Raw genomic sequence first — 24,173 nt, forward strand, 5'->3', positions numbered from 1 at the left:
ATAAAAAACAATGACAGACAAGGAAATCACAATTTTATATCAGCCAAATAAAAAAGACTTACTAAAGGCAAGTAAACATATACTTTTTACAAGAACTCCTTTTAAGTTTTTCCCTTTTTTTGTCCTGTTTCTATTCATTGCACAAATACTTCCGGATATTTTAAACAAAGCTGATAACGGATCGGACATGATTACAATGGAAAACATTATTCCTGTTCTTGGTTTAATTCCGGCAATTGCACTTGCTTATATAATTTTCAGCTATTCCATAAAAAAGAATCTGGAAGCAAATCCGAAAAATTTCGAACCGCAAAAACTGCATTTCGACAATCAGGGTTTCTCACAAAATGCAGCATCTTTCACTAACAATTACAAGTGGAGCGATATTGACAACATAACCGAAACTGAAGAGTGGTTTCTGATTTTTCTCAACAAAAACAATGCCGTACCTGTTTTCAAAAAACAAATTACAGCACAGGAACACAATGATTTAAAAAATCTTTTCAGATCTTTAAACATAAAAAAATCATTAAAGTGATGCCGGTTTCAGCCAAATTCCGAAACTTTAAACAATAAAAATGGAAAACGTTCAAGCCATAAAACAACGCTTTGAGATTATCGGAAACGATCCGAAACTCAACCGCGCCATTGAAAAAGCCATTCAGGTGGCCCCGACCGACATTTCTGTATTGGTCACCGGGGAAAGCGGTGTTGGTAAAGAAAGTATTCCGAAAATCATCCACTCGCTGTCCCACCGCAAACACGGAAAATACATCGCCGTAAACTGTGGTGCCATTCCGGAAGGAACCATTGACAGTGAATTGTTCGGACACGAAAAAGGCTCTTTTACCGGAGCGACTTCCACCCGTGAAGGGTATTTCGAAGTGGCAGACGGCGGAACCATCTTTCTGGACGAAGTAGGTGAATTACCTTTAACCACACAAGTTCGATTGCTTCGTGTACTGGAAAACGGTGAATTCATCAAAGTAGGTTCTTCGCAAGTGCAAAAAACGAATGTCCGCATTGTAGCGGCTACGAACGTGAACATGCAGGAAGCTATCGAAAAAGGCAAATTCCGCGAGGATTTGTACTATCGTTTGAGCACTGTTGAGATCGGATTACCAGCCTTACGCGACCGAAAAGAAGACATTCATTTGTTGTTCAGAAAATTTGCATCGGATTTTGCCCATAAATACAAAATGCCGCCTATCAAACTGGACGACAATGCCGTACAGTACCTTATAAAATACCGTTGGGGCGGAAACATCCGTCAGTTGCGCAACGCCGCCGAACAGATTTCGGTACTGGAAACCAACCGCGACATCAACGCCAGCACGCTGGCTTCTTATTTGCCGCCGGAAGGAAGTAATCTGCCATCGGTGATTGGTAAAAAATCAGAAAGCGATTTCAGTTCCGAAAGGGAAATCCTGTACAAAATCCTTTTTGACATGAAAAGCGATTTGAACGATTTGAAAAAACTGACCTTAGACCTGATGCAGAGCGGAAATGTGAAAAACGTTCAGGAAACGAACCAGAACCTGATTCAGCGCATTTACGGCCAGAAGGAAGAAACCGAAATTCCGTTCGAAGAATCATCCATCAGCGCGATTCCGGTACCAAACCAGGACCAGCAGGAAGAATTTGAAGACGATGACGACCAGAATTATCTTTTTGCCGAAGCCGTGGAAGAAGAAGATTCGCTTCGCCTGGACGAAAAAGAAATCGAACTCATCAAAAAAGCCTTGGAACGTAACAAAGGAAAACGCAAAGCTGCCGCCGATGAATTGGGTATTTCCGAAAGAACGCTTTACCGAAAAATAAAACAATTTGATTTATAGTATATTTGGGTTTTACTTACAGATGAAAAAATTACACTATATCACCATTTTCCTGATTGCTATTTGCTTCAATTCCTGCTCCCACTACAATTTCACCGGAACCGGAAAAATTGACGCCAAAACCTTTCAGGTAAATTATTTTCAGAACACAGCCCAATTGATCGAACCTGGAATCGAAAGGACGTTTACCTTAAAACTTCAGGAAATCCTTCAGAACCAAACCAATCTAAACCTAACCAACAACAATGGTGATTTGGTTTACGAAGGGGAAATCACAGAATACCGCATCACACCGATGACGGCCACCGCAGACCAGCAAGCGGCTCAAAACCGTTTGTCCATCTCTGTAAAAGTTCGTTTTTTCAACAAGAAAAAGCCGGACGACGACTTTGAAAAAATATTTTCCTTTTACCACGACTTCCCAGGGAATGAGCAATTAGTAGGTTCCAGACTTACTGCCGCTCTGGACGAGATTTTCGAAAGGATAACCCAGGATGTTTTTAATGCCTCACTGGCGAAATGGTAATTTTAAAACAGAGCACTGAAACTTGAACGTAAACGATTTAACATATCTGATCCACAAACCTGATGCGATAAACGGCAGGCAAACCCTGGAACTGGAAACGGTTTTAGAGGAGTTCCCCTATTTTCAGGCGCTTCGTGCCTTGCATCTGAAAGGACTGTACAATCAGAACAGTTTCCGTTACAATCAGGAACTTAAAAAAACAGCGGCGTATACCACAGACCGCAGCGTGCTTTTTGAATTCATTACTTCGGAAGGGTTCACGGCAATTCAGAAGACTTTTCTGGAGGAAAAAGAAGCGGCCATCAACGAAATTATCGTCAATCAGTATAAGATTGTGGTTTCGGATAAAATTGAAGTGCAGCCCAAAATCAACCCACTCGAGCAATCCATCCTCCACTCCATTCAAATCGCGGAACCTGAAGCAATTGAGACCGAACCAGAAGTTATAGCAGAAGAAGTACTTCCCATTGAAACAGCAGAAGAAACCGAACCTACTTTAGAAGAAAAACTGGAAATTGGCAAACCTTTGGAATTTTCCGATAGCGAAAAACATTCGTTCCAGGAATGGCTCCAACTGACCAAATTTGCCCCAATTGACAGAAAAGAAGAAGAAACGGCTCCGGAAATCGACAGCGAAAAACAAAAAAAATCGGAGCTGATTGATAAATTCATTGAAGCAAATCCAAAAATAACACCTACCAAAAATGCGCCGGTAACCCCAATAAATATTGAGAAATCCACACAAGACAACTCGTATTTAATGACCGAAACTTTAGCAAAAGTATACCTGGAACAAAAAAAATATCAGAAAGCTATACAAGCTTATGAGATTTTAATTTTGAAATATCCGGAAAAAAGTAGTTTCTTTGCAGACCGAATTTCGGATATTAGACTTTTACAACAAAATAACAATTAAAGATTTACAATATGTTTTCAATTTTTTTAGTGTTAATCACAATCGTTTGTTTCCTACTTGTAGTAGTTATCATGGTTCAGAATCCTAAAGGTGGAGGCTTGTCTTCTTCAGTTGGCGGAACGCAAATGATGGGTGGTGTTCAGAAAACCACTGATTTCCTTGACAAAAGTACTTGGACTTTAGCTGGTCTGTTAATCGTTTTGATTTTATTGTCTAGCTTAAGCTTTTCAGGAAATTTAGGCGACAACAATTCTAAATTAATTGACGGAAGTGCTCCGGCTCCAGCTGCAACTACAACTGCTCCGGCTGCTACCAACGCAAAACCAGAAGCTCCTGCTGCCACTGATGCTGCACAACCTGCAGCAACAGAAGAAGCTAAAAAATAATTTCAAGCAAAATGCTTTAAAAATGCCAGCCTGTCAGTGCTGGCATTTTTATTTAGTAATTTTGTCAGTTTAAAAGCACTGGCACAATTTCTGAACCAGGCAGAAACATCAAATACGTAATAACATAAAGCATATAATTATGGCATTAACAATCAAACCTCTTTCAGATCGCGTTCTTGTGGAACCTGCTGCAGCAGAAACACAAACCGCTTCAGGAATCATCATCCCGGACACTGCTAAAGAAAAACCACAAAAAGGCACAGTGGTAGCTGTAGGAAATGGTACAAAAGACCACACGATGACCGTTAAAGTGGGCGACACGGTTCTTTACGGAAAATATGCCGGAACCGATTTAAAATTTGAAGGAAAAGATTATTTAATCATGCGCGAGGACGACATTCTTGCGATTATCTAAAAAATAAAAAATGGCAAAAGATATTAAATTCGACATTGAAGCACGCGACGGCTTAAAACGCGGTGTGGACGCATTAGCCAATGCAGTAAAAGTAACTCTAGGCCCTAAAGGACGTAACGTAATCATTTCAAAATCTTTCGGTGCTCCAACCGTAACTAAAGACGGGGTTTCAGTAGCCAAAGAAGTGGAACTGAAAGACCCTTTGGAAAACATGGGCGCGCAAATGGTAAAAGAAGTAGCCTCCAAAACCAACGATTTAGCGGGTGACGGAACTACAACTGCAACTGTTTTGGCACAAGCCATCGTTAAAGAAGGTTTGAAAAACGTAGCTGCCGGCGCTAATCCAATGGATTTAAAACGAGGAATTGACAAAGCAGTGGAAGCCATCGTTGCCGATTTAGGAAAACAAGCGAAAGAAGTTGGTTCTTCTACGGATAAAATCAAACAAGTTGCCTCCATTTCGGCTAACAACGACGATATGATTGGTGATTTGATAGCTACGGCATTCGGAAAAGTAGGTAAAGAAGGTGTAATCACTGTTGAAGAAGCAAAAGGAACCGACACTTATGTAGATGTGGTGGAAGGCATGCAGTTCGACAGAGGCTATTTATCACCTTACTTCGTAACGAATACCGAAAAAATGGAAGTGGAATTAGAACGCCCTTACATTTTATTATACGACAAAAAAGTATCTTCTTTAAAAGAATTACTTCCGATTTTAGAACCTGTTGCCCAATCCGGAAAACCTTTATTGATTATCGCTGAAGATGTAGACGGCGAAGCACTTTCTACCCTAGTGGTAAACAAATTACGCGGTGCTTTAAAAATTGCCGCGGTAAAAGCGCCGGGATTCGGAGACAGAAGAAAAGCCATGTTGGAAGACATCGCCATCTTGACCGGAGGTATCGTTATCTCTGAAGAAAGTGGATATAACTTAGAAAACGCAACTTTGGAAATGCTGGGAACTTCAGAAAAAGTAACCATCGACAAAGACAACACCACGATCGTAAACGGAGCCGGTGAAGCGGAATTGATCAAAAACCGTGTGAACCAGATTAAAGCGCAAATGGAATCCTCAACATCAGAATACGATAAAGAAAAATTACAGGAGCGTTTGGCTAAATTGGCTGGTGGCGTTGCTGTTCTTTACGTGGGAGCTGCTTCAGAAGTAGAGATGAAAGAGAAAAAAGACCGCGTAGACGACGCTTTACACGCTACCCGCGCGGCTGTGGAAGAAGGTATCGTTGCCGGAGGTGGCGTTGCTTTATTAAGAGCCAAAAAAGTACTTGACAAAGTAAAAGCCGACAATGCAGACGAAGCAACCGGAATACAAATCGTAGCCCGCGCTGTGGAAGCACCTTTAAGAACCATCGTAGAAAACGCAGGTTTAGAAGGTTCTGTAGTAGTAGCAAAAGTTGCGGAAGGAAAAGACAACTTCGGATACAATGCTAAAACCGACGAATACGTAGACATGCTGAAAGCAGGAGTTATCGATCCGAAAAAAGTAACCCGTGTTGCATTGGAAAATGCCGCTTCGGTTTCCGGAATGATTTTAACTACGGAATGTGCTTTAGTGGACATCAAAGAAGAAAACGCAGGTGGCGGAATGCCAATGGGCGGCGGAATGCCCGGCATGATGTAATCCTGAACCTTTATAAAAAAGAAAACCCCGAAATAACTTTCGGGGTTTTCTTTTTTATTGCTGTTTTTTGTACCAGTCAAAATTCGTGATATAGGACAACCTAAACGTGGCATTATTCTCCTGCAGCGTATTGGCATAATTCCAGATATACTGCTGAATATACGATAACTGAACCTGATGGTGAGTATTAAAATTATATCCTACTCCACCTATAATCCGGTTTTGATTGAAAAACGTCATTCCGGCATTCGAACTCATATTCACAAAAACCTCATCACCTAAGAATCCGAAGAGTTTTACCTGACCGCCCTTTTTAGTAAAAGGATAATTCACTAAAAACATATACCGAAGACGGTTTCGGTAGTCGTAATGGTCGATCTCAAAATCTCCGGATGCAGCCTCATATTTGGCAATCCCGACAAAACGATGTTCGTCACGCAAACGATGGGTAAATTTAAAATCACCGGTATTGTGCACATACGTCCCTTGCACCCAAACATGATCTTCCGGAATATCGGTTTTGTTCATGGCCGGATCTCCGTAAACATACGTATTGTAATGGCTGTATCCCAAACTTCCGGCAAAACTTTTGGTAAACTGATAATCGACAGATGGACGCACAAACCATTGTTGTTTTTCTGAAAAACAGTTAGCATACCGCATAGATGCCTCAAAAGTGAAAGATACTTTTTCACTCAGTTTATTTTTACCTACATAATGCAGCCAAATATTTTCATTATGACTCTTTTCCTGAGCTAGTGCATAAACCGAACTTAAAACACTAAACAAAACCACAAACCACCTGTAACCTTTACTCATTCTTAAACGGATTAACCTTACTTTTATAAGGCAAAAATATTCCGATACTACACAACGGCATAAAAAAAATCCGCCTTTAAGACGGATTTAACTATTTATTTTCTGTCGTACTGACAACAACCGTGGAGCGCATTGTATTCACTTTCGGTAGCTTTTACTTCTTGTGTATCGTGACCGGCTTTTGCAACCGCTTTTGAAACATCCGTGGAAGAACATTTCTGTTCGTTATAGACTAAATGCAACACTTGGTCATCTGAATGCCACACCGCAGATTTCACTCCAGCTACGGAATAAGCCGCTTTCTCGATACGTTTTTTACACATTTCACAGTTGCCTTTTACCTCAAAATCAGCTTTGGCATTTTTATTTTTTTTCTCCTGTGCCTGCATTGCGAATCCGAAAAGGGAAACAAGCACTACAACTATAATTTTTTTCATGGTTTTATTTTTTATTTTTTATTTTAAATCGAATACCGGCATAATACATCTGTCCGAAAACCGGAGCATATATCATAGAACTATCAAAATACGGACCAAAAGGATCATCAGCCCCTAAAATAGCATTTTTTTGTTTGTAATTCCCAATATTTTCACCGCCCACATAGGCTTCAAAAACACTTGAGAACGTTCGGGTAATTTGTGTATTCATCACCGAAAACGGATTGGAATACTCACTCAAACGATACACGGACGGATTAGAACCTGTATTCGGCAAACGCTGTTTTCCCATCCAATTGTAGGTAAAATCAAACTTCCATTGCTGTCCTTTTTCCTTAATGTGCGTTTCATACGCAAGATTGGTAAAGAAACGGTGTTTGGCCTGCAACGGACGTTCTAAAGTTCCGTTTAAATAATCGGTTTGGATATCATAGAATTTATAAGCTGTCCTGATGGTAAAATGCGTCATCAGGTCCACATTGAAATCAATCTGCAAACTGTTGGCAAACGATTTTCCGTCCAGATTATGAAAAACCACTTGTTGCGGGCTGTAATCCAAATCCACAACGGCCTGATTCTGGAAATCGGTGCGGTAATAATCCAAAGCCACTTCCGCTTTTTTACCGAACAGCTGGAAACTCTGCGAAAAGCTCAACCCGTAATTCCAGGCAATCTCAGGATCCAATCCGTAAATTTTTCCGTCGGTATTTAAAATCGAGAAAGCTCTTGAGGTCGCAAAAAGGTTCTGGTTTTCCGCAAAGATGTTCGCGCTTCGTTTTCCTCTTCCCACTGAAGCTCTCAAAACCGCTTTTTCCCACGGATTATAACGCATGTGTATTCTCGGGGTAAAGAAAGCCCCTAAACGGTTGTGCACATCGAAACGTCCTCCGGCCACCAAACTGAAATTATCGGTATTGTCATAGGTATATTCAAAGAAAGCACCATAGGAATTATCACGGCGACTAACATCCATCGGAAGCCCAACCGTTACATATTCGTTGTAATCGTCCGAAGTAAAATTCAAACCGGTAGCGAATTTGTGCAGGGTATTGCTGATGATGGAGTTATAAATCAAGTTGGAATAAAAACTGTTCTGCTTGATGTTATACTGATTCAAGCCGAAATACGATTCCTGATTGTGATAGTTGAAGGAATTCTGAAAACCGAAGCTTTTCCAGGGCATATCCGGGAACACATAACCGATTTTCGAAGACATTTCCAGTTTATCCGTGTTGATTTCCGAACCCCAATGATTTGTCGTCAGCTTATCCCTGTCCGGATCGAAGTCTTTTTGACCGGTTTGCTTTTCGTCTCTCATATAACGAACATTCAGAAAACTCACCCAGCCCTTCTCCAGGTTGTTGTACTGCCAGCGGTTCATTACGTTGATCTGTTTCCCAAGCGGGTTGTCCAGAAATCCGTCGTCGTTCATATCATTTTTGGAAACACGCGTATTCCCATGCACAAACAAACTGGTACTTATCTTATCATTAATTTTTCTGTTGAAATGCGTATTCAGCTCGTAACGGCTGTCCGTAGACCCATAGGCATTCAGGAAGAACGGAATATCATTCGCAGGCTTAATCAGTTCGGTATTGATCTGTCCGGAGATGCTCTCATACCCGTTCACCACACTTCCCGCACCTTTGGTAATCTGAATGCTTTCCACCCAGGTTCCAGGGATAAAAGACAAACCGTAAGCCTGAGAAGCCCCGCGGACCGAAGGAATATTTTCTTCCGCAATCAGGATGTATGGACTCGTCAACCCTAACATTTTAATCTGTTTGCTGCCGGAAATGGCGTCGGAGAAATTCACATCGATGGACGGATTGGTTTCAAAACTCTCGGAAAGGTTACAACAGGCAGCTTTCAGTAATTCCTTGCTGCTCATCGTGGTTGTGTTCAATGTTTTGGTATAGGATCTTTGCAGCGAATTGCGTTTTGCATTCACCACTACCCCATCCAACGCTTTAACCGGTTTCAACTGAACGCTTACGGCTTTCGGCTCGTGTACCATCAGGTCTGTCGTTTCATACCCTACATAACTCACGGAAATTTCATGGCTTCCCGGATTCATCGGTAATTCAAACTGCCCTTTGTCATCGGTCATCGTTCCTACAGTGGAATCCTTCCAGATTACGGAGGCGCCCATCAGCGGTTGGTTTTTTTCATCGGTAACCGTACCGGTCACTTTTTCCTGTGCTGAAGCCAACTGAGCCAACAACACAGCGAAAATCATAAAAAATTTATACATGATTTTAATTTTAATGTTTGAAAAGAAGTTTACTCCGAAGCAATCGGAGTCTCAAAACATTAAAATTTATCGTAGAAAATATATTGGCAATAAAGTTTGTAGAGTGGCGGTGCGTTACTATCACAATAAAAAGAAGGTGTGTCGCTTGTTACGGCAACTTCTTCAACCGCTTCAAAGACTATCGGTTTCCAAGTATCCGTAAAAGTAAAAGCTCCTAAATCAAGCTGAAAACTTTTTACGATTACTTCATCGGAAAAGGATTTTTTTAAATCGATTTTGTCGTTGGAACAACAGCTGTCGTGTTCGTTGGAAGTAGCACAACAGGCATTTTCTTCTTCGACCTTTTCTTCAACACAAGGTTCGTATTTTTTATAATCCAAAGAAACGCCGGCCAATTCACCACCGCAATAATGCACATTGAACGCCAAGCCTACATTGGAAACCAATAGCAGCAACGCCAGAATAAAACTTATGTGCTTATTTATTTTCATTGTTCTAAAAAATCGAACCAAAAGTACATCTTTTTCTGAAACAAAAATCTAAAATCCTGTTAATTGATTTCCGTCACTTGTCCCTGGTACGGAATTTCACATCGGATTTTGTACTGTTCTTCGATCTTATCCTTCAGCGTTTCCAAGGCTTCCGTTTCACCATGGACTAAAAAAACAGTTTCCGGTTTTTCTTTTAATTCCGAAAGCCAATCCAGCAAATCCTGCTGATCCCCGTGTGCGGAAAGCCCTTCGATTTCAACAATTTTAGCTTCTACCGGATAATACTTTCCATAAATTTTGATTTCCTTCTCACCATCCAGGAGCCTTCTACCTTTTGTCCCTTCCGCCTGATAACCTACAATCACCACGATGCTTTCGGGCTGAATAATGTAACGTTCCAGATAGCTCAACACCCGGCCGCCGGTTAACATCCCGCTGGCAGCAATCACCACTTTAGGGCGATCATCGTAAATGGCCGCTATCGTATCTTCATACTCCGTAATCATGGAAAACACTTTACACATTTCCTCACATTGATCTATCCGGAGTTTGTGCCAGTCGCGGTTTTGGGTAAAAAGTTCCAGCATTTCAATCCCCATAGGCGTATCGATGATGTAGGGCATCTCGGGAATTTTACCTTCTTTTTTGAGTTGCCAGATCAAATACATAATGGCTTGCGCCCGTTCAACGGCAAAACTCGGGATCACCACATTACCGCCATTTTCAAAGGCTTCGTTGATGTATTGCGCCAGTTCATCCTTTGGACTGTTATCCGGATGGCGTTTATCCCCATAGGTGCTTTCCAGAAACACATAATCGCCCAGCTTGGGTTTCTCGGCCGGAAACAACAGATCATCATTGTCGCGGCCAATGTCTCCGGAAAAAACAAGCCGCTTGCCTTCCAGATTCAGTTCAATGGAACAGGCGCCCAAAATGTGACCCGCATAAAAATATCGGGCGGAAATTTCCGCATCGAGGTTGAATTCCTTATCCGGCTGAATCACTCTGAAATGCGGCAATACTTTTTCGGCTTCATCCACCGTGTACAAAGGTTCGGCGGGATTGTGTTTGGAATATTTTTCCTTATTGGCCCTTTCAGCTTCCTCTTCCTGTATTTTGGCACTGTCCATCAGGATCAATTGGGAAATCGCTTTGGTCGGACTGGTACAGAAAATTTTCCCTTCAAAACCCTGATTGACCAAAATCGGCAACCAACCGCAATGATCCAAATGCCCGTGGGTAAGCAAAACATAATCAATTGACGATGGTAAAACCGGCAAAGGTTCCCAATTCTGCTGACGAATTTCGTGGTTCCCCTGAAACAAACCGCAGTCTATTAAAATCCTTATTCCGTTAGATTCGATCAAAGTTTTGGAACCTGTAACCGTACCAGCGGCTCCCAGAAATTGTATTTTCATATGTTTAAAATTTATTTTCAGTGGTAACATATGGAATCGCCTTTTTAATCATAGGTATTTGTTACAACAAACTTGATAGTAGTGGCGATTTCATAACCTAATCATTAAAAATAGTGCATTTATTACCTACATAATCACATAAATCCGAAGCTTCGCGCATGATGTTTTTTATCCGGCTATGATTGATCCCGATATCCGACAGCAGTTCACTGTTCCCGATCAGATCGGAAGCCAGCAGCACGTCGCGGATCAGCAGTTTTTCTTTTTCGTATTGGGTGAGCGTGGTCAGACAGGTAACCGGATACAAGCCGTTTTCCTCAATCTTGTATTTTAAACATTCGTTGGCCGGAGCATCCCAACTGACCATCTTCATATTGGAACAAGTACCGAACTGAATCGCTTCCGAGGTAAATCTGTTATTGGTAATCACCCAACATTTGTTAATCGTATCGTTCTGGCTGAAAACCGAATGTTCTTTTCCCTTCAGATCGTTGAAGCGTGACAAAATGTACATCGGGATTTTAACATCGGATTTGATTTCGTTGCTGCTGTGAAACTTGCATTCCACCATTGCCGTTATGTTTTCCCGTTTGACCAGCACATCGATTTCATGGGAAACACAGCTGCCTTCGAGTATCATATTAGTCTTGGCAGAAAACCCTTCAGAACGGAACAGCAACGCAATATATTTTTCAAAGAAAAAACCGGCCGGCCCCAAAGCCTGCACTGCCGATTTAAGATTGTAGCGCGCTGCGTGAACCTTGGAAGTTTTCTTGAGCAACTGGAATGCCATTTTATAGATTTTTCGCGTTGGCATCCCGTCATAGATTTCCCTTTCGATAATACTGAGAATATTGTCTATTTTTTCTTTTTTAGCGCCCGAAAGCTGAAGGGAATTACGGAGTTTCTCCCGATCGAAATGAACAATATCGCCAGATTGCTTGATAACCTTCATAATTGTGTACTTTCCTTAAAGATACGAAATTATTTTCAGGAAACTTTTTTCTGATAGTAAAAGGCAGGTAAAAACAACACCAGGAAAAGTGGCTGGATCAAAAACCGTCGGATATAAAAAAGCATCATATAATCGGGGGTTTCGGAAAAGGAAAGTAATCCGAAAAAAGCCGCCGCCAAAACCACAAACAGTACCGCATACAGAAAACCGGCAAACTTCAAAAGCGGTATTTCCTTAAAAATCACGTAAATAATCCCAAGTGAAATAACGGTATTCAGAACGTATCGGAACAGCAATCCAAAAAACAGTTGCAAACCGTTATATTCCGGCAAATTCTCATTTTGAAAGTCACCTTTAAAAAAAACCAGAAACGGATCGTAAAACAATGTTTTCTCAAAAAAACGAATAATCGCCAGCAAAGTTACCAGCAGCAGCACCACACCTATTTTCCCTTTATTTCTTAGTATGTAGTTTCTCATAACCGGAAAATTTCTGAAGCCATAACACCCATAACACAAAAACCACTGCATAAATACACAACGGGAACAAAACACCATGCAGGAAATGCTCGTACTCAGGATAACCGTAAAGTGCCATGGCCAGAAAAGCGATTCGCAAAACATTCAGCAGGTGAATGATTACACATCCCAGCACAATATAGGCTATGGTTTTGGGCCATTTTGTTGAAAAAGCGAAGATAAACGAAGCGAACAAAATCATCACACTTACTGCATTGCAGCCTTCAATGATGCGGGCCACGAACTTTCCTTTATAGATGAAATTCATGCAGGGCTCGTAAATACTCTGCTCAACTGTTGCCTCCTTGCCCATGAAATGCAAAACCGATTTGGATTGTTCGGCCACTATTTCAGTAAAGCCATCAACCTCAAGCAATTTCTCATCAAACTGATTAAGATATCCTTTATACACCAACGAAAGCGCCGCATACAGCACAAAAAACTTGAGCAGGAAAATAAAAAAAGGCTTGTATTGCAGCAGCAGTTGTTTCACGGATTTGATTTTAACAAAAATATAAAAATTAAAAGAAGGCGTTTCAATACTTTTGCATAAAACTAAAAAACATGAGCTTTCAGGAATTACAACCAAAAGTAATCGAAGTACTTTCCCAGAACGGAACTTCAAGGGAGGAGAAACTTAAAAACCTTTGCCAGCTTTTAACCGACAACGTTAGTTATTACAACTGGGTAGGTTTCTATTTCGCCAATCACGAAGCCAAAACCCTGCACTTGGGCCCTTATGTCGGCGCGGAAACCGACCATACGATAATCCCGTTCGGAAAAGGTATCTGCGGTCAGGTAGCCGAATCGAATGCTAATTTTGTAGTGCCGGACGTAAAAGCCCAGGACAATTATATTGCCTGCAGCCTAACGGTGAAATCCGAGATTGTGGTACCGCTTTTTGTTGACGGGGTAAACATCGGACAAATCGATATCGACAGCCATGTAATCGATCCGTTTACCGAAGCCGACGAACGCTTTTTGGAATTTGTGAATCTGGAAGTTGCGAAACTGTTTTAAGATGCTTCTGAAACGTTCCACAATACTGCTTGTCTTTTTTGTATTAAGCGGATGCCAAAAACACGCTCAGGAAATCGCAAGTGATTTTCAGCCCAAAAACTATAGTTACAAAGAAATGCCGGCTCCTGATTTCTTTACCCGACTGGTTGAAAATCATTACAAGGATTTTTATGCCATAGACCATTCGGATATTGAAGCACTTTTTTCCGAAAATGAAATCAATCCGGATGATTCGTCAAACGCTAAATCGTTTTACACGTTTAAGATTCTGCACAAACTTTTTACCAATAAAAGTGCCGCCAACAATTCCAAAGGAGAAATCCTGAACATCCCTTATTATTGGCATTGGGTCAATCCAAATCCAAGACATGAGATTATATACGCGGCAACCAACCAAAAACTGAACACCGTTAAACCGCCGAAAGGATTACAAAAATACAAATCACTGGCGGATGTTGACAGAATTCCTTCTCTGTTCATGAACGATTTCTTAAGTGACAAACCTAATTATTCCACACCGGAAAATGGAAAATTCAGAACGTTCGGCTGGTGCAGCGAAAGGGAAATGTCTTTTGTCTGCCTACTGAAAACTTTAGGCTATGAAGGAAAGGTGGTCACCAACGGAAACCACAGCTGGTCAGAATTTATTGTTCCGCTGAAAAACGCCGGCAATAAAACAACTTATTTCAAAGCAACCGTCGACAACACTTTTGACAACTTAGATTGGGAAAAAATTTCTCCCGAACAAATAAAGAAATGGCGAAACCAAAAAAGTCCCGGTTTGGGATCATGGTACAACGAGAAGGCCAATGCTCCAGCCGAGCTAAGCGCAATAAAAGCCATTCTGATTTCGGAGACGACCATGAACGAGATCGAAACCCATGTCGTTGATTATCTGAAGAAGCAATTCGATTAATATATATTTTGCACAATTAAAAAATAAGTTTACCTTTGCACCCGTATTGAGATCATCTCAATCTACATAATAATCATTTTAATAATATTAGCATGTACTTAACTAAAGAAGTAAAAGCAGATCTTTTCGCAAAACACGGAGGAAAAGCTGAGAACACAGGTTCTACTGAAGGTCAAATCGCGTTATTCACATTCAGAATTTCTCACTTGACTGAGCACTTGAAAAAAAATCGTCACGATTTCAACACTGAGCGCTCACTAGTTTTATTGGTAGGTAAAAGAAGAAGTCTTCTTGACTACTTAAAAAAGAAAGATATCAACAGATATCGTGCGATTATCAAAGAATTAAACATCAGAAAATAATCATGAAGAAGAGGTGCCTGCGCGCCTCTTTTTGTTTTGTATATTTTGACAGAAAAAAGTTTGGTTTTTCATTGGGTATTAGACAACTACAACAACAACACAACAACACACAACTGAAACCCTTTGTTTAATTAAGAATTAAATTTTATGATTCCTAAGGTTACCCAAGAAATTATCGATTTAGGAGACGGAAGAACCATCTCGATCGAAACAGGAAAACTAGCCAAACAAGCCGACGGTTCTGTCGTGGTTCGTATGGGCGATGCAATGTTATTAGCAACGGCAGTATCTGCCCGTACTGCCAATCCAGGTATTGATTTTCTACCTTTAACGGTAGATTATCGTGAAAAATTCGCCGCAGCGGGTCGTTTCCCGGGAGGCTTCTTCAAAAGAGAAGCACGTCCAAGCGACAGCGAAGTTTTAACCATGCGTTTGGTAGACCGTGTATTGCGTCCGTTATTCCCGGATGATTACCACGCGGAAACGCAAATCATGATCCAGTTAATGTCGCATGACGATAACGTGATGCCGGATGCTTTAGCAGGTTTAGCTGCTTCTGCGTGTTTAGCTGTATCGGACATTCCGTTCTACAACTTGATTTCCGAAGTGCGCGTTGGACGTGTGGACGGAAAATTCATCATCAACCCAAGCCGTGAGCAATTGGAAGTTTCCGACATCGACATGATGATTGGTGCTTCTGCTGATTCAGTTTGTATGGTGGAAGGCGAAATGAAAGAGATCTCTGAAAGCGAAATGGTGGAGGCAATCAAATTTGCACACGAAGCCATCAAAATTCAGATTGCTGCCCAAGAGCGCATGAGAGCCGCTATCGGCACTCCAGCGTACAGAGAATACGAAGCTGAAAAAAGCGATGAGGCTGTTTACGCAAGAGTTAAAGCAGCATCGTACGACAAATATTATGCTATCGCTCAGGAAGCTTCTTCAAAACAGGAACGCGGAGAGAAATTCGCTGAAATCAAAGAAGAAGTAAAAGCGTTATTCACTGAAGAAGAGCACGCTGAAAATGCTGATTTAGCAGAATTGGTTTCCAAATACATCTACAAAACACAAAAAGAAGCGGTTCGTAACGTAGTACTTGAAAAAGGAACACGTTTAGACGGTAGAAAAACTACCGACATCCGTCCTATCTGGTGTGAGGTGGATTATTTACCATCTGCTCACGGATCTGCAGTATTTACACGTGGGGAAACTCAGGCGTTAGCAACCGTAACTTTAGGTACATCAAGAGAAGCAAACATTATTGATTTACCTTCAGAACAAGGTGAAGAGCGTTTCTACTTACATTATAACTTCCCTCCATTCTCAACCGGTGAAGCAAAACCGTTAAGAGGAACCTCAAGAAGAGAAGTAGGTCACGGAAACTTAGCGCAACGTGCTTTGAAAAACATGATCCCTGCAGATTGTCCTTACACTATCCGTGTGGTTTCTGAAGTATTGGAATCGAACGGTTCGTCTTCCATGGCGACAGTTTGTTCCGGAACTTTAGCGTTAATGGATGCAGGTGTTCAAATGGTAAAACCGGTTTCCGGAATCGCTATGGGATTGATCACAGACGGTGAAAAATTTGCAGTTTTATCAGACATCTTAGGAGACGAAGATCACTTAGGAGACATGGACTTCAAAGTAACCGGAACAGCAGACGGTATTACCGCTTGTCAGATGGATATCAAAATTGACGGATTGCGTTACGACATCATGGAGCAGGCATTAGAGCAGGCACGTGACGGACGTTTACACATCTTAGGCAAATTAATCGAAGTTATTGATACACCAAGAGCTGACGTTAAGAAACATGCTCCAAAAATCATCACCAGAACTATTCCTGGAAACTTCATCGGTGCTTTAATCGGACCTGGAGGAAAAGTAATTCAGGAATTACAGAAAGCTACCGGAACGACTATCGTAATCAACGAAGTGGACGAGCAAGGTGTAGTGGAAATTTTAGGAACCGATCCGGACGGAATCGCAGCGGTTTTAGCAAAAATCGACTCTATCATTTTCAAACCGACTGTTGGTGAAGCTTACGAAGTAAAAGTGATCAAAATGCTTGATTTCGGTGCTGTGGTAGAATACACTAAAGCTCCAGGAAACGAAGTATTACTTCACGTTTCAGAATTAGCTTGGGAGCGCACTGAAAATGTTGCCGATGTAGTTAAAATGGGCGATGTGTTCATGGTGAAATACTTAGGAATAGACCCTAAAACAAGAAAAGAAAAAGTTTCTCGCAAGCAGTTGTTACCAAGACCACCGCGTGAAGAGAAAAAAGAAGTTACAAAAGAAAATCCTCAAGGTTAATTACAATTAGTTAATTCATAGGTTGAACCCTGCCTTTACGGCAGGGTTTTTTTATGCAGTCCTGTTTCGGAACAAAGCTCATTCGCATCATTTTTCAAAAAAACCGCATTTCTTTTAAAACCTACGCAACTTTTTACCATAATTTCAATGTAAGTTCTTCATTCAAGCCAATCAACAGCTGCTTTTTACAATCCAACAAACAGGCAATCCAAACTAATCAGGTGATTATTAACCGATTGAACTATCAAATTGTTTTTGTAAGTATTTTTTTTAAAAAAATATTCTTTTTCATAACAGGATAACTACCTTTGTGCGATTTTTTACAAATTCCAACAAACAACAAGCATTCTATGAAAAAAATTTTATTTTTTCTTTTTACCACATCATCGTGCCTCGCACAAACATTAGATCCGGGCTTTGGATATAACAGCTCGGGAATCATTGATCACGGGATCTCAAACAACGAAGCAAAACAAATAATTTATGATGCTCAATTGCAACCCGATGGAAAAACCGTTTGCATTGGGCGGTTCAGTACAAACTATAATGCTCCCAGCACAAACTTTATTGCCCGTTATAATACCGACGGTACTTTTGACCGTTCATTCAACCAAAAAGGATGGCGAACAGGCTCAGGGGTATTCAGTCAGGCAGTATACCTTCAAAATGACAACAAAATACTAACGGTTTCCGGCCGTTCGGTTTCAAGATTTTTAGCCAATGGCGACATTGACATCTCTTTTAACACCACTGGAATAAACAATATCTCTACTGGCTCAAACAATATAACCATTAAAGCCGTTATTCAACAACAGGACAACAAAATTGTCGTTGTAGGCTATCTTTCGAACGGAACAAACAATGATTTTGTAGCGGCCCGATTGAATTCAGACGGAAGCCTTGACACTGCTTTTGATTCGGATGGTATTTTAATACTTCCAATTGGAACGGGTCATGACGAAGCATTTTCCGTTAAATTACAATCCGACAATAAAATCATTATCGGAGGCCAGTCAATTGTTGGCGGAGCTTATGATTTTGCACTTGTAAGACTGAACCCCAACGGTACTTTGGACAGTGGTTTTGGAACCAACGGAATCACAACAGTGCCTATATCAGCCAATAATGATTATGGACGTTCATTGGATATTTTATCAAATGGAAAAATTGTAATGGCAGGTTCGGCGGCTGGCAAATTTGCTATAGTAAAATTCAACACAGACGGAACTCTGGACACTACTTTCGGTTCAGCCAACGGAAAATTAATTTCAACGGAAAACGTTACCTTAACCCTGGGGAACTCAGCTAACGCACTTCACAGAATGCCTATAATAAAGGCTTTAGCAGATGACAAGTTATTGGTTTCGGGTACAAGTGACAATAATTACAAACTGATTAAATACCTGGCAAACGGAAGTGCTACCGATACAAGTTTTGGAAATTCGGGAGGGATATTTACTTTTGACAACGAAAATGATGTTGCAACCTATTTAACCGTAAAACCGGACAATTCTATAACCATGGGTGGATATTCTTCAAATGCCACATCCTTCTATAGAGGCAAAAGATTTGATATTTCAGAAAACGGAACTTTTGCAACCGGTACCGATTGGATTACAACCTATGTAGGTTATGATTCCCCAAAGGACATCAAACTATTAGCGGATGGAAAATACCTTATTTTAGTGGACACTCCAACCCCATCAATAAGAAGACACAATGCCAACGGAAGTGTTGATACAAGTTTCGGAATTGCCGGTGTAACCACCTTACCTTCAGATGACTACTCCTATAATATGGCTATCCAAAACGACTCTAAAATCATCGTTACAGGCAACCAAACTCTGAAAAGGTTCAATGCGGACGGAACAGCGGATTCCTTTTTTGGCACAAATGGTTCTGTTGACCTATTTGAAGCGTCTGGCTATACAGTAAGTTATGTCGACAATATACACCTGTTACCTAACGGCCAAATATTAGTTGCGGTTGATTACGATGATGGTGGCACTTCATTTGGTATGCTACGTATGAATTCCGATGGTACATTCGATACAACTTTCGGATCTAACGGCATGTTCACTACTCGTTTTATCGAAACCAGTTCAACATTTACAGAATTCCCAAGAGAAATTGTTGTCCAATCCAACAACAAAATCATTATAATAGGTGTTACCGATGAATTAATCACTCCAACTCTTGACTACAATTTGTGCGCTTTGCGTTTAAGCCCTGATGGCGTTTTAGACACCACTTTTGGAACCAACGGAAAAGTAGTTTTACAACTTAACTCGGGTAATTACCCATTTGCTTCTCAGGTACTTGCTGACGACAAATTCCTTGTATCGTCAAGAATCGGTACTGAAAGCAAAACTTTTAAATTTACAGCTAACGGCGCACTGGATCCAACGTTTGGAACAAACGGAATTGCAGCCGATGCCGCAGGAACAAACAATCAAGGAGCTTTATCGGTTCAACCGGATGGTAAATTCATAAAAGGGGGTACCAAAAACGGTCATGCTTCAATGAGCAGATACAATACTGATGGCACTGTAGATAACACATTTGGCATCAACGGAAATGGAGAATTAGGCTTAATCATGTACAACAATTCCAAAGTAGTTAAAACCCTACTCCAACCCGACAACAAACTTGTAATACTTGGTGAATCTTACCTGACAAGAATGTTTAGCGGAGATGTTAATCTTAATTTCTTAGCGAGATATACCGATGTTCAATTAGGCACTTTGGCTCTTGAAAATCAAAATTCATCACTATTGATTTATCCAAACCCGATAGAAAATGAGGCTACTTTTGAATATACTTTGGAAAACAACGAAACTATTACTGTAGACATTATCGATCTGCAAGGAAGGATTGTAAAAAAAGTGATAGCTAACAAAACCCAGCCAGCCGGAAAGCACTCCTTGCGCTTCACACTGGACGGAAATATCAGCCCTGGAAATTATTTCCTGACAATCGCAACGGCTAAAGGGAGGCAGTCGGTCCAAATTTTAAAAAAATAATCCCTTAACTAAAAGAGCTTCAGATATCTGAAGCTCTTTTTTTATATTTTTTTGCAACTCCTGTAACTTTTTATCTTTTTGTTACGTATAACAACCTGAACACTTAAAAAGATAAGGAGAACAATTAATGAGACAGCTCAAAATTACCAAGCAGGTAACCAATCGTGAAACTGCTTCCTTAGACAAATACCTTCAGGAAATCGGAAAAGTAGACCTTATTACTGCAGACGAAGAGGTAGAATTAGCACAACGAATCAAAGCCGGCGACCAGAGAGCTTTAGAAAAATTGACAAAAGCCAATTTGCGTTTCGTGGTTTCCGTTGCTAAACAATATCAGAATCAAGGTCTTACCCTACCCGATTTAATTAATGAAGGAAATTTAGGTTTGATTAAAGCTGCACAGCGTTTCGATGAAACCCGTGGTTTTAAATTTATTTCCTATGCCGTATGGTGGATTCGCCAGTCGATCCTTCAGGCATTGGCCGAACAGTCGCGTATTGTTCGCTTACCGTTAAACAAAATTGGTTCGATTAACAAAATCAACAAAATGTATGCGTTGTTGGAGCAATCACAAGAGCGCGCTCCTTCAGCAGAAGAAATTGCAGCGGAATTAGACATGACCGTGAACGACGTAAAAGAGAGTATGAAAAACTCCGGTCGTCACCTTTCCATGGATGCACCGCTTGTAGAAGGGGAAGATTCAAACTTATACGACGTTTTACGTTCAGGAGAATCACCAAACCCGGACCGAGAATTGATTCACGAATCGCTTCGCACCGAGATCGAAAGAGCTTTGGAAACATTAACACCAAGAGAAGCAGACGTAGTGCGTTTGTACTTCGGATTAGGTGACCAACACCCAATGACACTGGAAGAAATCGGAGAAACTTTCGACCTGACCCGCGAGCGCGTACGTCAGATCAAAGAGAAAGCAATTCGCAGATTAAAACACACCTCCAGAAGTAAAATCCTTAAAACTTACTTAGGATAATTGGAAAATTTAAAAAAAAGTTGTAAATTGAATTGTTTATTTTAACTTTACGGCTCAAAATTTGATAATTACTTCTTAAAATATTGAACGCAACAACAGTTTCAATAACTGTTCGTTTTTTGATTGATGATTGAAACTCCGGCTGATTACCGGAGTTTTGCTTTTTAAGGAATCAAAACTCCAGTCTGTTCGCAAGCTCGGGTTCCCGGAGTTTTGCTTTTTTATACACTTAACAAGAAAACTTTTTTTAAGCAGACTTCGGTTCAGTTTCAGACATTTATAATGCTATTTTTTCACAAACTCAATCTGAATTTCAATCCATTAGCGTTAAAATACAATTAAAAAGCATCCAAAAACCCATTAGTTATATCTTTAAACTTATAAGTAATAACTATCTTTGCACCTTCAAACACAACAACACACTTTATAATGAGTAAACAAGCAATTATTGCACCTTCTGTATTGGCAGCTGATTTTGCCAACTTACAACGCGATGTGGAAATGATTAATACAAGTGAGGCTGACTGGTTTCACATCGACATCATGGACGGTGTATTTGTACCCAACATTTCTTTTGGAATGCCGGTTTTGGAAGCCATCAACAAACATGCTAAAAAAACGATCGATGTTCACCTGATGATCGTAGACCCTGATCGTTACATCAAAACCTTTAAAGACTTAGGAACTGATATTTTAACGGTTCATTACGAAGCTTCTACCCATTTACACCGCACCTTGCAAGCCATCAAGGCAGAAGGCATGAAAGCCGGAGTTGCTTTAAACCCGCATACCAATGTTTCGCTTTTGGAAGATGTGATCAACGATATTGATTTGGTATGTATCATGAGTGTAAACCCGGGATTTGGAGGACAGTCGTTTATTGAAAACACCTATAAAAAGGTAAAACAACTGAAGGAAATCATCAACAGAAACGGTGCTGCCACCCTAATCGAAATTGACGGCGGGGTAACCAATAAAAACGCCAGACAGCTAGTGGAGGCCGGAGCCGATGTATTAGTAGCCGGAAGTTTCGTTTTCAAAGCAGAAAACCCAATCGAAACAATTGCCGATTTAAAGAAAATCACCAGTTTATAAAAACAAAAAAGCGCTAATTACAGCGCTTTTTTTATTTGTATTGCTCCAAGAGGTAGCGGATTAAATCCGTTGTGGTTACGATGCCCACCAGCAAATCTCCAGTACAGACGGGAAGTGCATGGAATTCATTAGAAGCTAGTATTTCAGCTGTTTCTTTTATAGTAGTTTCCGGTGCAACACAGACCACTTTTTTGGTCATGACCTGTTCAAGGGTAAACATGTTGTAAACCGTGGTATCGATCACTTCATCGTCGTCGTCCACCGCATCGGCAAAAGAAATCCGCAGTAAATCCGTATAGCTTAAAATTCCGATGATATGACTTCCGTCCACAACAGGAATGTGTCTGATTTTATGACCTTTAAACAAACTCTCTGCCTTGGTCAAATCATCCGTCAAATTGAGCTTAATTATATTCTGTGTCATGATTGTCGACACGGGCACATGCTGTTTCATAATCGTAAACTATTGATTATCAATAAAATCACTATTATAAAATTACAAAATACAAGGCAGAAATCAGTCGTTTTTAGAATTTTATATTCCCAGAGATTTCCTGTAAAGCAATCTCAGAGATTTTGGCCTGAAATTTAGCATTACTGTGTCTTGCTACGGCATTGATATAATTTTCCTGAGCGGTTCGAAATTCCAAAGTAGTAATGGTCCCGATTTTAAACTTATCCAAAGTGATTTCTAAATTACGTTTGGCTATAGCTTCATTTTCCTGCTCGAGTTTAACCAATTCCAGAGTGGTTTTATAGGTTTGATACGCCGTCGCCAGCTGCACATCAACCGCCTTATTTTGCTGCTCGATTACCATAGCTGAATTCTCAACCTGAAGTTTCGCCACTTTCTCATTACGGCTTTGCAGAAATCCGTTAAAAACAGGGATCGAGGCCGAAACACCATAATTCAACCCACGAGAGGAAGATTGCGAAGTAAAACCTAAACTTGACTCGCTTTCAGTAAAAACATAGCCTGCATTCAGGTTTACGGTCGGATAACGATTCGCTCTTACCTGCTTCAGATTCAGCTCTGCCACTCTTTTGTTAATTACCGCCAACTGCATTTGAGGGTTTTGGTTTTTCGTGAGTTCGCGCAATTCCGCTAATTGCAATTTATCATCGGTTACTCCGAATTCCACTACTGTAAAATCTATATCGGTTTCACGGGCCAGCAACTCGTTAAAACGTATTTTAGCATTCTGATACAATTCTTTTTGCTTGAGCAGATTGGACAAATCTGTATTCAGATCGACCTGTGCATTCAACACTTCCAGTTTTGCGGCTTTCCCAATGGTAAAACGGTTTTCCGCAGTTTTCAGACGTTGTTTTGAAATGATGATAGTCGTATCAAGCGCCCGGATCATTTGCTGTTGCTGCACCAAATCATAATAACCCGTCATCACATCGCTTACTTTGGCCATGATCGTTAGCTTCAACTCCGTCTCCCCTTGTTTCTGCAATTCTTTTAACTGATCGTAACGGGCAAACATCCTAAAACCGTTAAAAACGGTCCAGCCCATGTTCACGCCATAGCTCATACTGTTGTTCTTAGCGTTATCCAATTCCCGAACATCGCCGTTGGATTGGGTTTGCTTAGTGTTCTGTATATTATTGTTTTGTGTAAAAGTCGCATTAACCTGAGGCAACATTCCGGCATTAGCCACTCCGAAATTGGTCTCATCGATTTTGAGTTCATTGGAGGCCAATCGGATCTCATAATTATTTTTCAAGGCAAGCTGCACGGCGTTTTCCAAGGTCAATACTTCCTGAGCCTTAACGGATTGCAAAAAAGCAAGCAATACAATGATGGGAAACAATACCTTTTTCATAGC

The 24,173-nt window shown here is 40.7% G+C and carries 24 protein-coding genes; 14 read left to right on the forward strand and 10 right to left on the reverse strand.

Going from position 1 to position 24,173, the window contains the following annotated elements; all coding sequences use genetic code 11:
- Positions 1–10 precede the first annotated feature (10 nt).
- From ACWPKD_RS05215 to groL, 7 genes are all read left to right on the forward strand, one after another.
- Positions 11–538, forward strand: a complete 528-nt coding sequence (locus ACWPKD_RS05215) for a YcxB family protein (protein WP_455411619.1) — start codon at positions 11–13, stop codon at positions 536–538.
- A gap of 40 nt (positions 539–578) precedes the next feature.
- Positions 579–1,838, forward strand: coding sequence for a sigma-54 interaction domain-containing protein (locus ACWPKD_RS05220; protein WP_455411620.1), 1,260 nt, complete (start codon positions 579–581; stop codon positions 1,836–1,838).
- A 22-nt stretch (positions 1,839–1,860) separates the two neighbouring features.
- Positions 1,861–2,364 (forward strand): LPS assembly lipoprotein LptE, encoded by a 504-nt coding sequence (gene lptE, locus ACWPKD_RS05225; RefSeq protein ID WP_455411621.1) that lies wholly within the window; start codon positions 1,861–1,863, stop codon positions 2,362–2,364.
- 22 nt (positions 2,365–2,386) lie between these two features.
- Complete coding sequence (locus tag ACWPKD_RS05230; RefSeq protein ID WP_455411622.1) at positions 2,387–3,280, forward strand: tetratricopeptide repeat protein; 894 nt, start codon at positions 2,387–2,389, stop codon at positions 3,278–3,280.
- A gap of 11 nt (positions 3,281–3,291) precedes the next feature.
- Positions 3,292–3,666 (forward strand): preprotein translocase subunit SecG, encoded by a 375-nt coding sequence (secG, locus tag ACWPKD_RS05235; RefSeq protein WP_455411623.1) that lies wholly within the window; start codon positions 3,292–3,294, stop codon positions 3,664–3,666.
- A 139-nt stretch (positions 3,667–3,805) separates the two neighbouring features.
- Positions 3,806–4,081 carry a co-chaperone GroES gene (locus tag ACWPKD_RS05240; RefSeq protein WP_455411624.1) on the forward strand — a complete coding sequence of 92 codons (276 nt, stop codon included), beginning with the start codon at positions 3,806–3,808 and terminating at the stop codon, positions 4,079–4,081.
- 10 nt (positions 4,082–4,091) lie between these two features.
- Positions 4,092–5,723: a chaperonin GroEL gene (gene groL, locus ACWPKD_RS05245; RefSeq protein ID WP_455411625.1), complete on the forward strand. Its 1,632-nt coding sequence runs from the start codon at positions 4,092–4,094 to the stop codon at positions 5,721–5,723.
- 54 nt (positions 5,724–5,777) lie between these two features.
- On the opposite strand, the gene ACWPKD_RS05250 is transcribed toward groL, so the two are convergent.
- From ACWPKD_RS05250 to xrtF, 8 genes are all read right to left on the reverse strand, one after another.
- Entirely contained in the window at positions 5,778–6,542 is a 765-nt protein-coding gene (locus ACWPKD_RS05250; protein WP_455411626.1) for a DUF2490 domain-containing protein, read from the reverse strand.
- A 95-nt stretch (positions 6,543–6,637) separates the two neighbouring features.
- Positions 6,638–6,979 (reverse strand): heavy-metal-associated domain-containing protein, encoded by a 342-nt coding sequence (locus ACWPKD_RS05255; protein WP_455411627.1) that lies wholly within the window; start codon positions 6,977–6,979, stop codon positions 6,638–6,640.
- A 4-nt stretch (positions 6,980–6,983) separates the two neighbouring features.
- Positions 6,984–9,233: a TonB-dependent receptor gene (locus tag ACWPKD_RS05260; RefSeq protein WP_455411628.1), complete on the reverse strand. Its 2,250-nt coding sequence runs from the start codon at positions 9,231–9,233 to the stop codon at positions 6,984–6,986.
- 59 nt (positions 9,234–9,292) lie between these two features.
- On the reverse strand, positions 9,293–9,724 hold the full coding sequence (locus tag ACWPKD_RS05265) for an HYC_CC_PP family protein (RefSeq protein WP_455411629.1): 432 nt from the start codon (positions 9,722–9,724) through the stop codon (positions 9,293–9,295).
- A gap of 59 nt (positions 9,725–9,783) precedes the next feature.
- Positions 9,784–11,142, reverse strand: coding sequence for an MBL fold metallo-hydrolase RNA specificity domain-containing protein (locus tag ACWPKD_RS05270; RefSeq protein ID WP_455411630.1), 1,359 nt, complete (start codon positions 11,140–11,142; stop codon positions 9,784–9,786).
- 97 nt (positions 11,143–11,239) lie between these two features.
- On the reverse strand, positions 11,240–12,097 hold the full coding sequence (locus ACWPKD_RS05275; protein WP_455411631.1) for an ATP cone domain-containing protein: 858 nt from the start codon (positions 12,095–12,097) through the stop codon (positions 11,240–11,242).
- A gap of 35 nt (positions 12,098–12,132) precedes the next feature.
- On the reverse strand, positions 12,133–12,576 hold the full coding sequence (locus tag ACWPKD_RS05280) for an exosortase F system-associated membrane protein (RefSeq protein ID WP_455411632.1): 444 nt from the start codon (positions 12,574–12,576) through the stop codon (positions 12,133–12,135).
- Positions 12,551–13,108: an exosortase family protein XrtF gene (gene xrtF / locus ACWPKD_RS05285; protein WP_455411633.1), complete on the reverse strand. Its 558-nt coding sequence runs from the start codon at positions 13,106–13,108 to the stop codon at positions 12,551–12,553. The genes ACWPKD_RS05280 and xrtF overlap by 26 nt, the downstream gene beginning before the upstream one ends.
- Positions 13,109–13,179: 71 nt before the next feature.
- Between xrtF and ACWPKD_RS05290 the strand changes: the two genes are divergently transcribed.
- The 7 genes from ACWPKD_RS05290 to rpe all read left to right on the forward strand — a co-directional run bounded on the left by ACWPKD_RS05290 (position 13,180) and on the right by rpe (position 22,338).
- Positions 13,180–13,635 carry a GAF domain-containing protein gene (locus ACWPKD_RS05290; RefSeq protein ID WP_455411634.1) on the forward strand — a complete coding sequence of 152 codons (456 nt, stop codon included), beginning with the start codon at positions 13,180–13,182 and terminating at the stop codon, positions 13,633–13,635.
- Between the two features lies 1 nt (position 13,636).
- Entirely contained in the window at positions 13,637–14,551 is a 915-nt protein-coding gene (locus ACWPKD_RS05295) for a hypothetical protein (protein ID WP_455411635.1), read from the forward strand.
- Between the two features lie 92 nt (positions 14,552–14,643).
- Entirely contained in the window at positions 14,644–14,913 is a 270-nt protein-coding gene (gene rpsO, locus ACWPKD_RS05300) for a 30S ribosomal protein S15 (protein ID WP_455411636.1), read from the forward strand.
- A 147-nt stretch (positions 14,914–15,060) separates the two neighbouring features.
- Positions 15,061–17,229: a polyribonucleotide nucleotidyltransferase gene (locus tag ACWPKD_RS05305; protein WP_455411637.1), complete on the forward strand. Its 2,169-nt coding sequence runs from the start codon at positions 15,061–15,063 to the stop codon at positions 17,227–17,229.
- A 350-nt stretch (positions 17,230–17,579) separates the two neighbouring features.
- Positions 17,580–20,252 (forward strand): T9SS type A sorting domain-containing protein, encoded by a 2,673-nt coding sequence (locus ACWPKD_RS05310; RefSeq protein WP_455411638.1) that lies wholly within the window; start codon positions 17,580–17,582, stop codon positions 20,250–20,252.
- A gap of 127 nt (positions 20,253–20,379) precedes the next feature.
- Complete coding sequence (locus ACWPKD_RS05315; protein ID WP_026979542.1) at positions 20,380–21,243, forward strand: sigma-70 family RNA polymerase sigma factor; 864 nt, start codon at positions 20,380–20,382, stop codon at positions 21,241–21,243.
- A 429-nt stretch (positions 21,244–21,672) separates the two neighbouring features.
- Complete coding sequence (rpe, locus tag ACWPKD_RS05320; RefSeq protein ID WP_455411639.1) at positions 21,673–22,338, forward strand: ribulose-phosphate 3-epimerase; 666 nt, start codon at positions 21,673–21,675, stop codon at positions 22,336–22,338.
- 31 nt (positions 22,339–22,369) lie between these two features.
- Here the strand turns inward: rpe and ACWPKD_RS05325 are convergent, their stop codons facing one another.
- Positions 22,370–22,792, reverse strand: a complete 423-nt coding sequence (locus ACWPKD_RS05325; protein WP_455411640.1) for a CBS domain-containing protein — start codon at positions 22,790–22,792, stop codon at positions 22,370–22,372.
- A 73-nt stretch (positions 22,793–22,865) separates the two neighbouring features.
- Positions 22,866–24,170, reverse strand: coding sequence for a TolC family protein (locus tag ACWPKD_RS05330; protein WP_455411641.1), 1,305 nt, complete (start codon positions 24,168–24,170; stop codon positions 22,866–22,868).
- Between the last annotated feature and the right edge of the window lie 3 nt (positions 24,171–24,173).

The organism is Flavobacterium pedocola (assembly GCF_053764385.1).

Excerpts from the sequence above, each read along its gene's own strand:
- ACWPKD_RS05215 (WP_455411619.1), top strand. The coding sequence starts at position 11 with ATGACAGACAAGGAAATCACAATTTTATATCAGCCAAATAAAAAAGAC.
- ACWPKD_RS05220 (WP_455411620.1), top strand. The coding sequence starts at position 579 with ATGGAAAACGTTCAAGCCATAAAACAACGCTTTGAGATTATCGGAAAC.
- lptE (WP_455411621.1), top strand. The coding sequence starts at position 1,861 with ATGAAAAAATTACACTATATCACCATTTTCCTGATTGCTATTTGCTTC.
- secG (WP_455411623.1), top strand. The coding sequence starts at position 3,292 with ATGTTTTCAATTTTTTTAGTGTTAATCACAATCGTTTGTTTCCTACTT.
- ACWPKD_RS05240 (WP_455411624.1), top strand. The coding sequence starts at position 3,806 with ATGGCATTAACAATCAAACCTCTTTCAGATCGCGTTCTTGTGGAACCT.
- groL (WP_455411625.1), top strand. The coding sequence starts at position 4,092 with ATGGCAAAAGATATTAAATTCGACATTGAAGCACGCGACGGCTTAAAA.
- ACWPKD_RS05250 (WP_455411626.1), bottom strand. The coding sequence starts at position 6,542 with ATGAGTAAAGGTTACAGGTGGTTTGTGGTTTTGTTTAGTGTTTTAAGT.
- ACWPKD_RS05255 (WP_455411627.1), bottom strand. The coding sequence starts at position 6,979 with ATGAAAAAAATTATAGTTGTAGTGCTTGTTTCCCTTTTCGGATTCGCA.
- ACWPKD_RS05260 (WP_455411628.1), bottom strand. The coding sequence starts at position 9,233 with ATGTATAAATTTTTTATGATTTTCGCTGTGTTGTTGGCTCAGTTGGCT.
- ACWPKD_RS05265 (WP_455411629.1), bottom strand. The coding sequence starts at position 9,724 with ATGAAAATAAATAAGCACATAAGTTTTATTCTGGCGTTGCTGCTATTG.
- ACWPKD_RS05270 (WP_455411630.1), bottom strand. The coding sequence starts at position 11,142 with ATGAAAATACAATTTCTGGGAGCCGCTGGTACGGTTACAGGTTCCAAA.
- ACWPKD_RS05275 (WP_455411631.1), bottom strand. The coding sequence starts at position 12,097 with ATGAAGGTTATCAAGCAATCTGGCGATATTGTTCATTTCGATCGGGAG.
- ACWPKD_RS05280 (WP_455411632.1), bottom strand. The coding sequence starts at position 12,576 with ATGAGAAACTACATACTAAGAAATAAAGGGAAAATAGGTGTGGTGCTG.
- ACWPKD_RS05290 (WP_455411634.1), top strand. The coding sequence starts at position 13,180 with ATGAGCTTTCAGGAATTACAACCAAAAGTAATCGAAGTACTTTCCCAG.
- ACWPKD_RS05295 (WP_455411635.1), top strand. The coding sequence starts at position 13,637 with ATGCTTCTGAAACGTTCCACAATACTGCTTGTCTTTTTTGTATTAAGC.
- rpsO (WP_455411636.1), top strand. The coding sequence starts at position 14,644 with ATGTACTTAACTAAAGAAGTAAAAGCAGATCTTTTCGCAAAACACGGA.
- ACWPKD_RS05305 (WP_455411637.1), top strand. The coding sequence starts at position 15,061 with ATGATTCCTAAGGTTACCCAAGAAATTATCGATTTAGGAGACGGAAGA.
- ACWPKD_RS05310 (WP_455411638.1), top strand. The coding sequence starts at position 17,580 with ATGAAAAAAATTTTATTTTTTCTTTTTACCACATCATCGTGCCTCGCA.
- ACWPKD_RS05315 (WP_026979542.1), top strand. The coding sequence starts at position 20,380 with ATGAGACAGCTCAAAATTACCAAGCAGGTAACCAATCGTGAAACTGCT.
- rpe (WP_455411639.1), top strand. The coding sequence starts at position 21,673 with ATGAGTAAACAAGCAATTATTGCACCTTCTGTATTGGCAGCTGATTTT.
- ACWPKD_RS05325 (WP_455411640.1), bottom strand. The coding sequence starts at position 22,792 with ATGAAACAGCATGTGCCCGTGTCGACAATCATGACACAGAATATAATT.
- ACWPKD_RS05330 (WP_455411641.1), bottom strand. The coding sequence starts at position 24,170 with ATGAAAAAGGTATTGTTTCCCATCATTGTATTGCTTGCTTTTTTGCAA.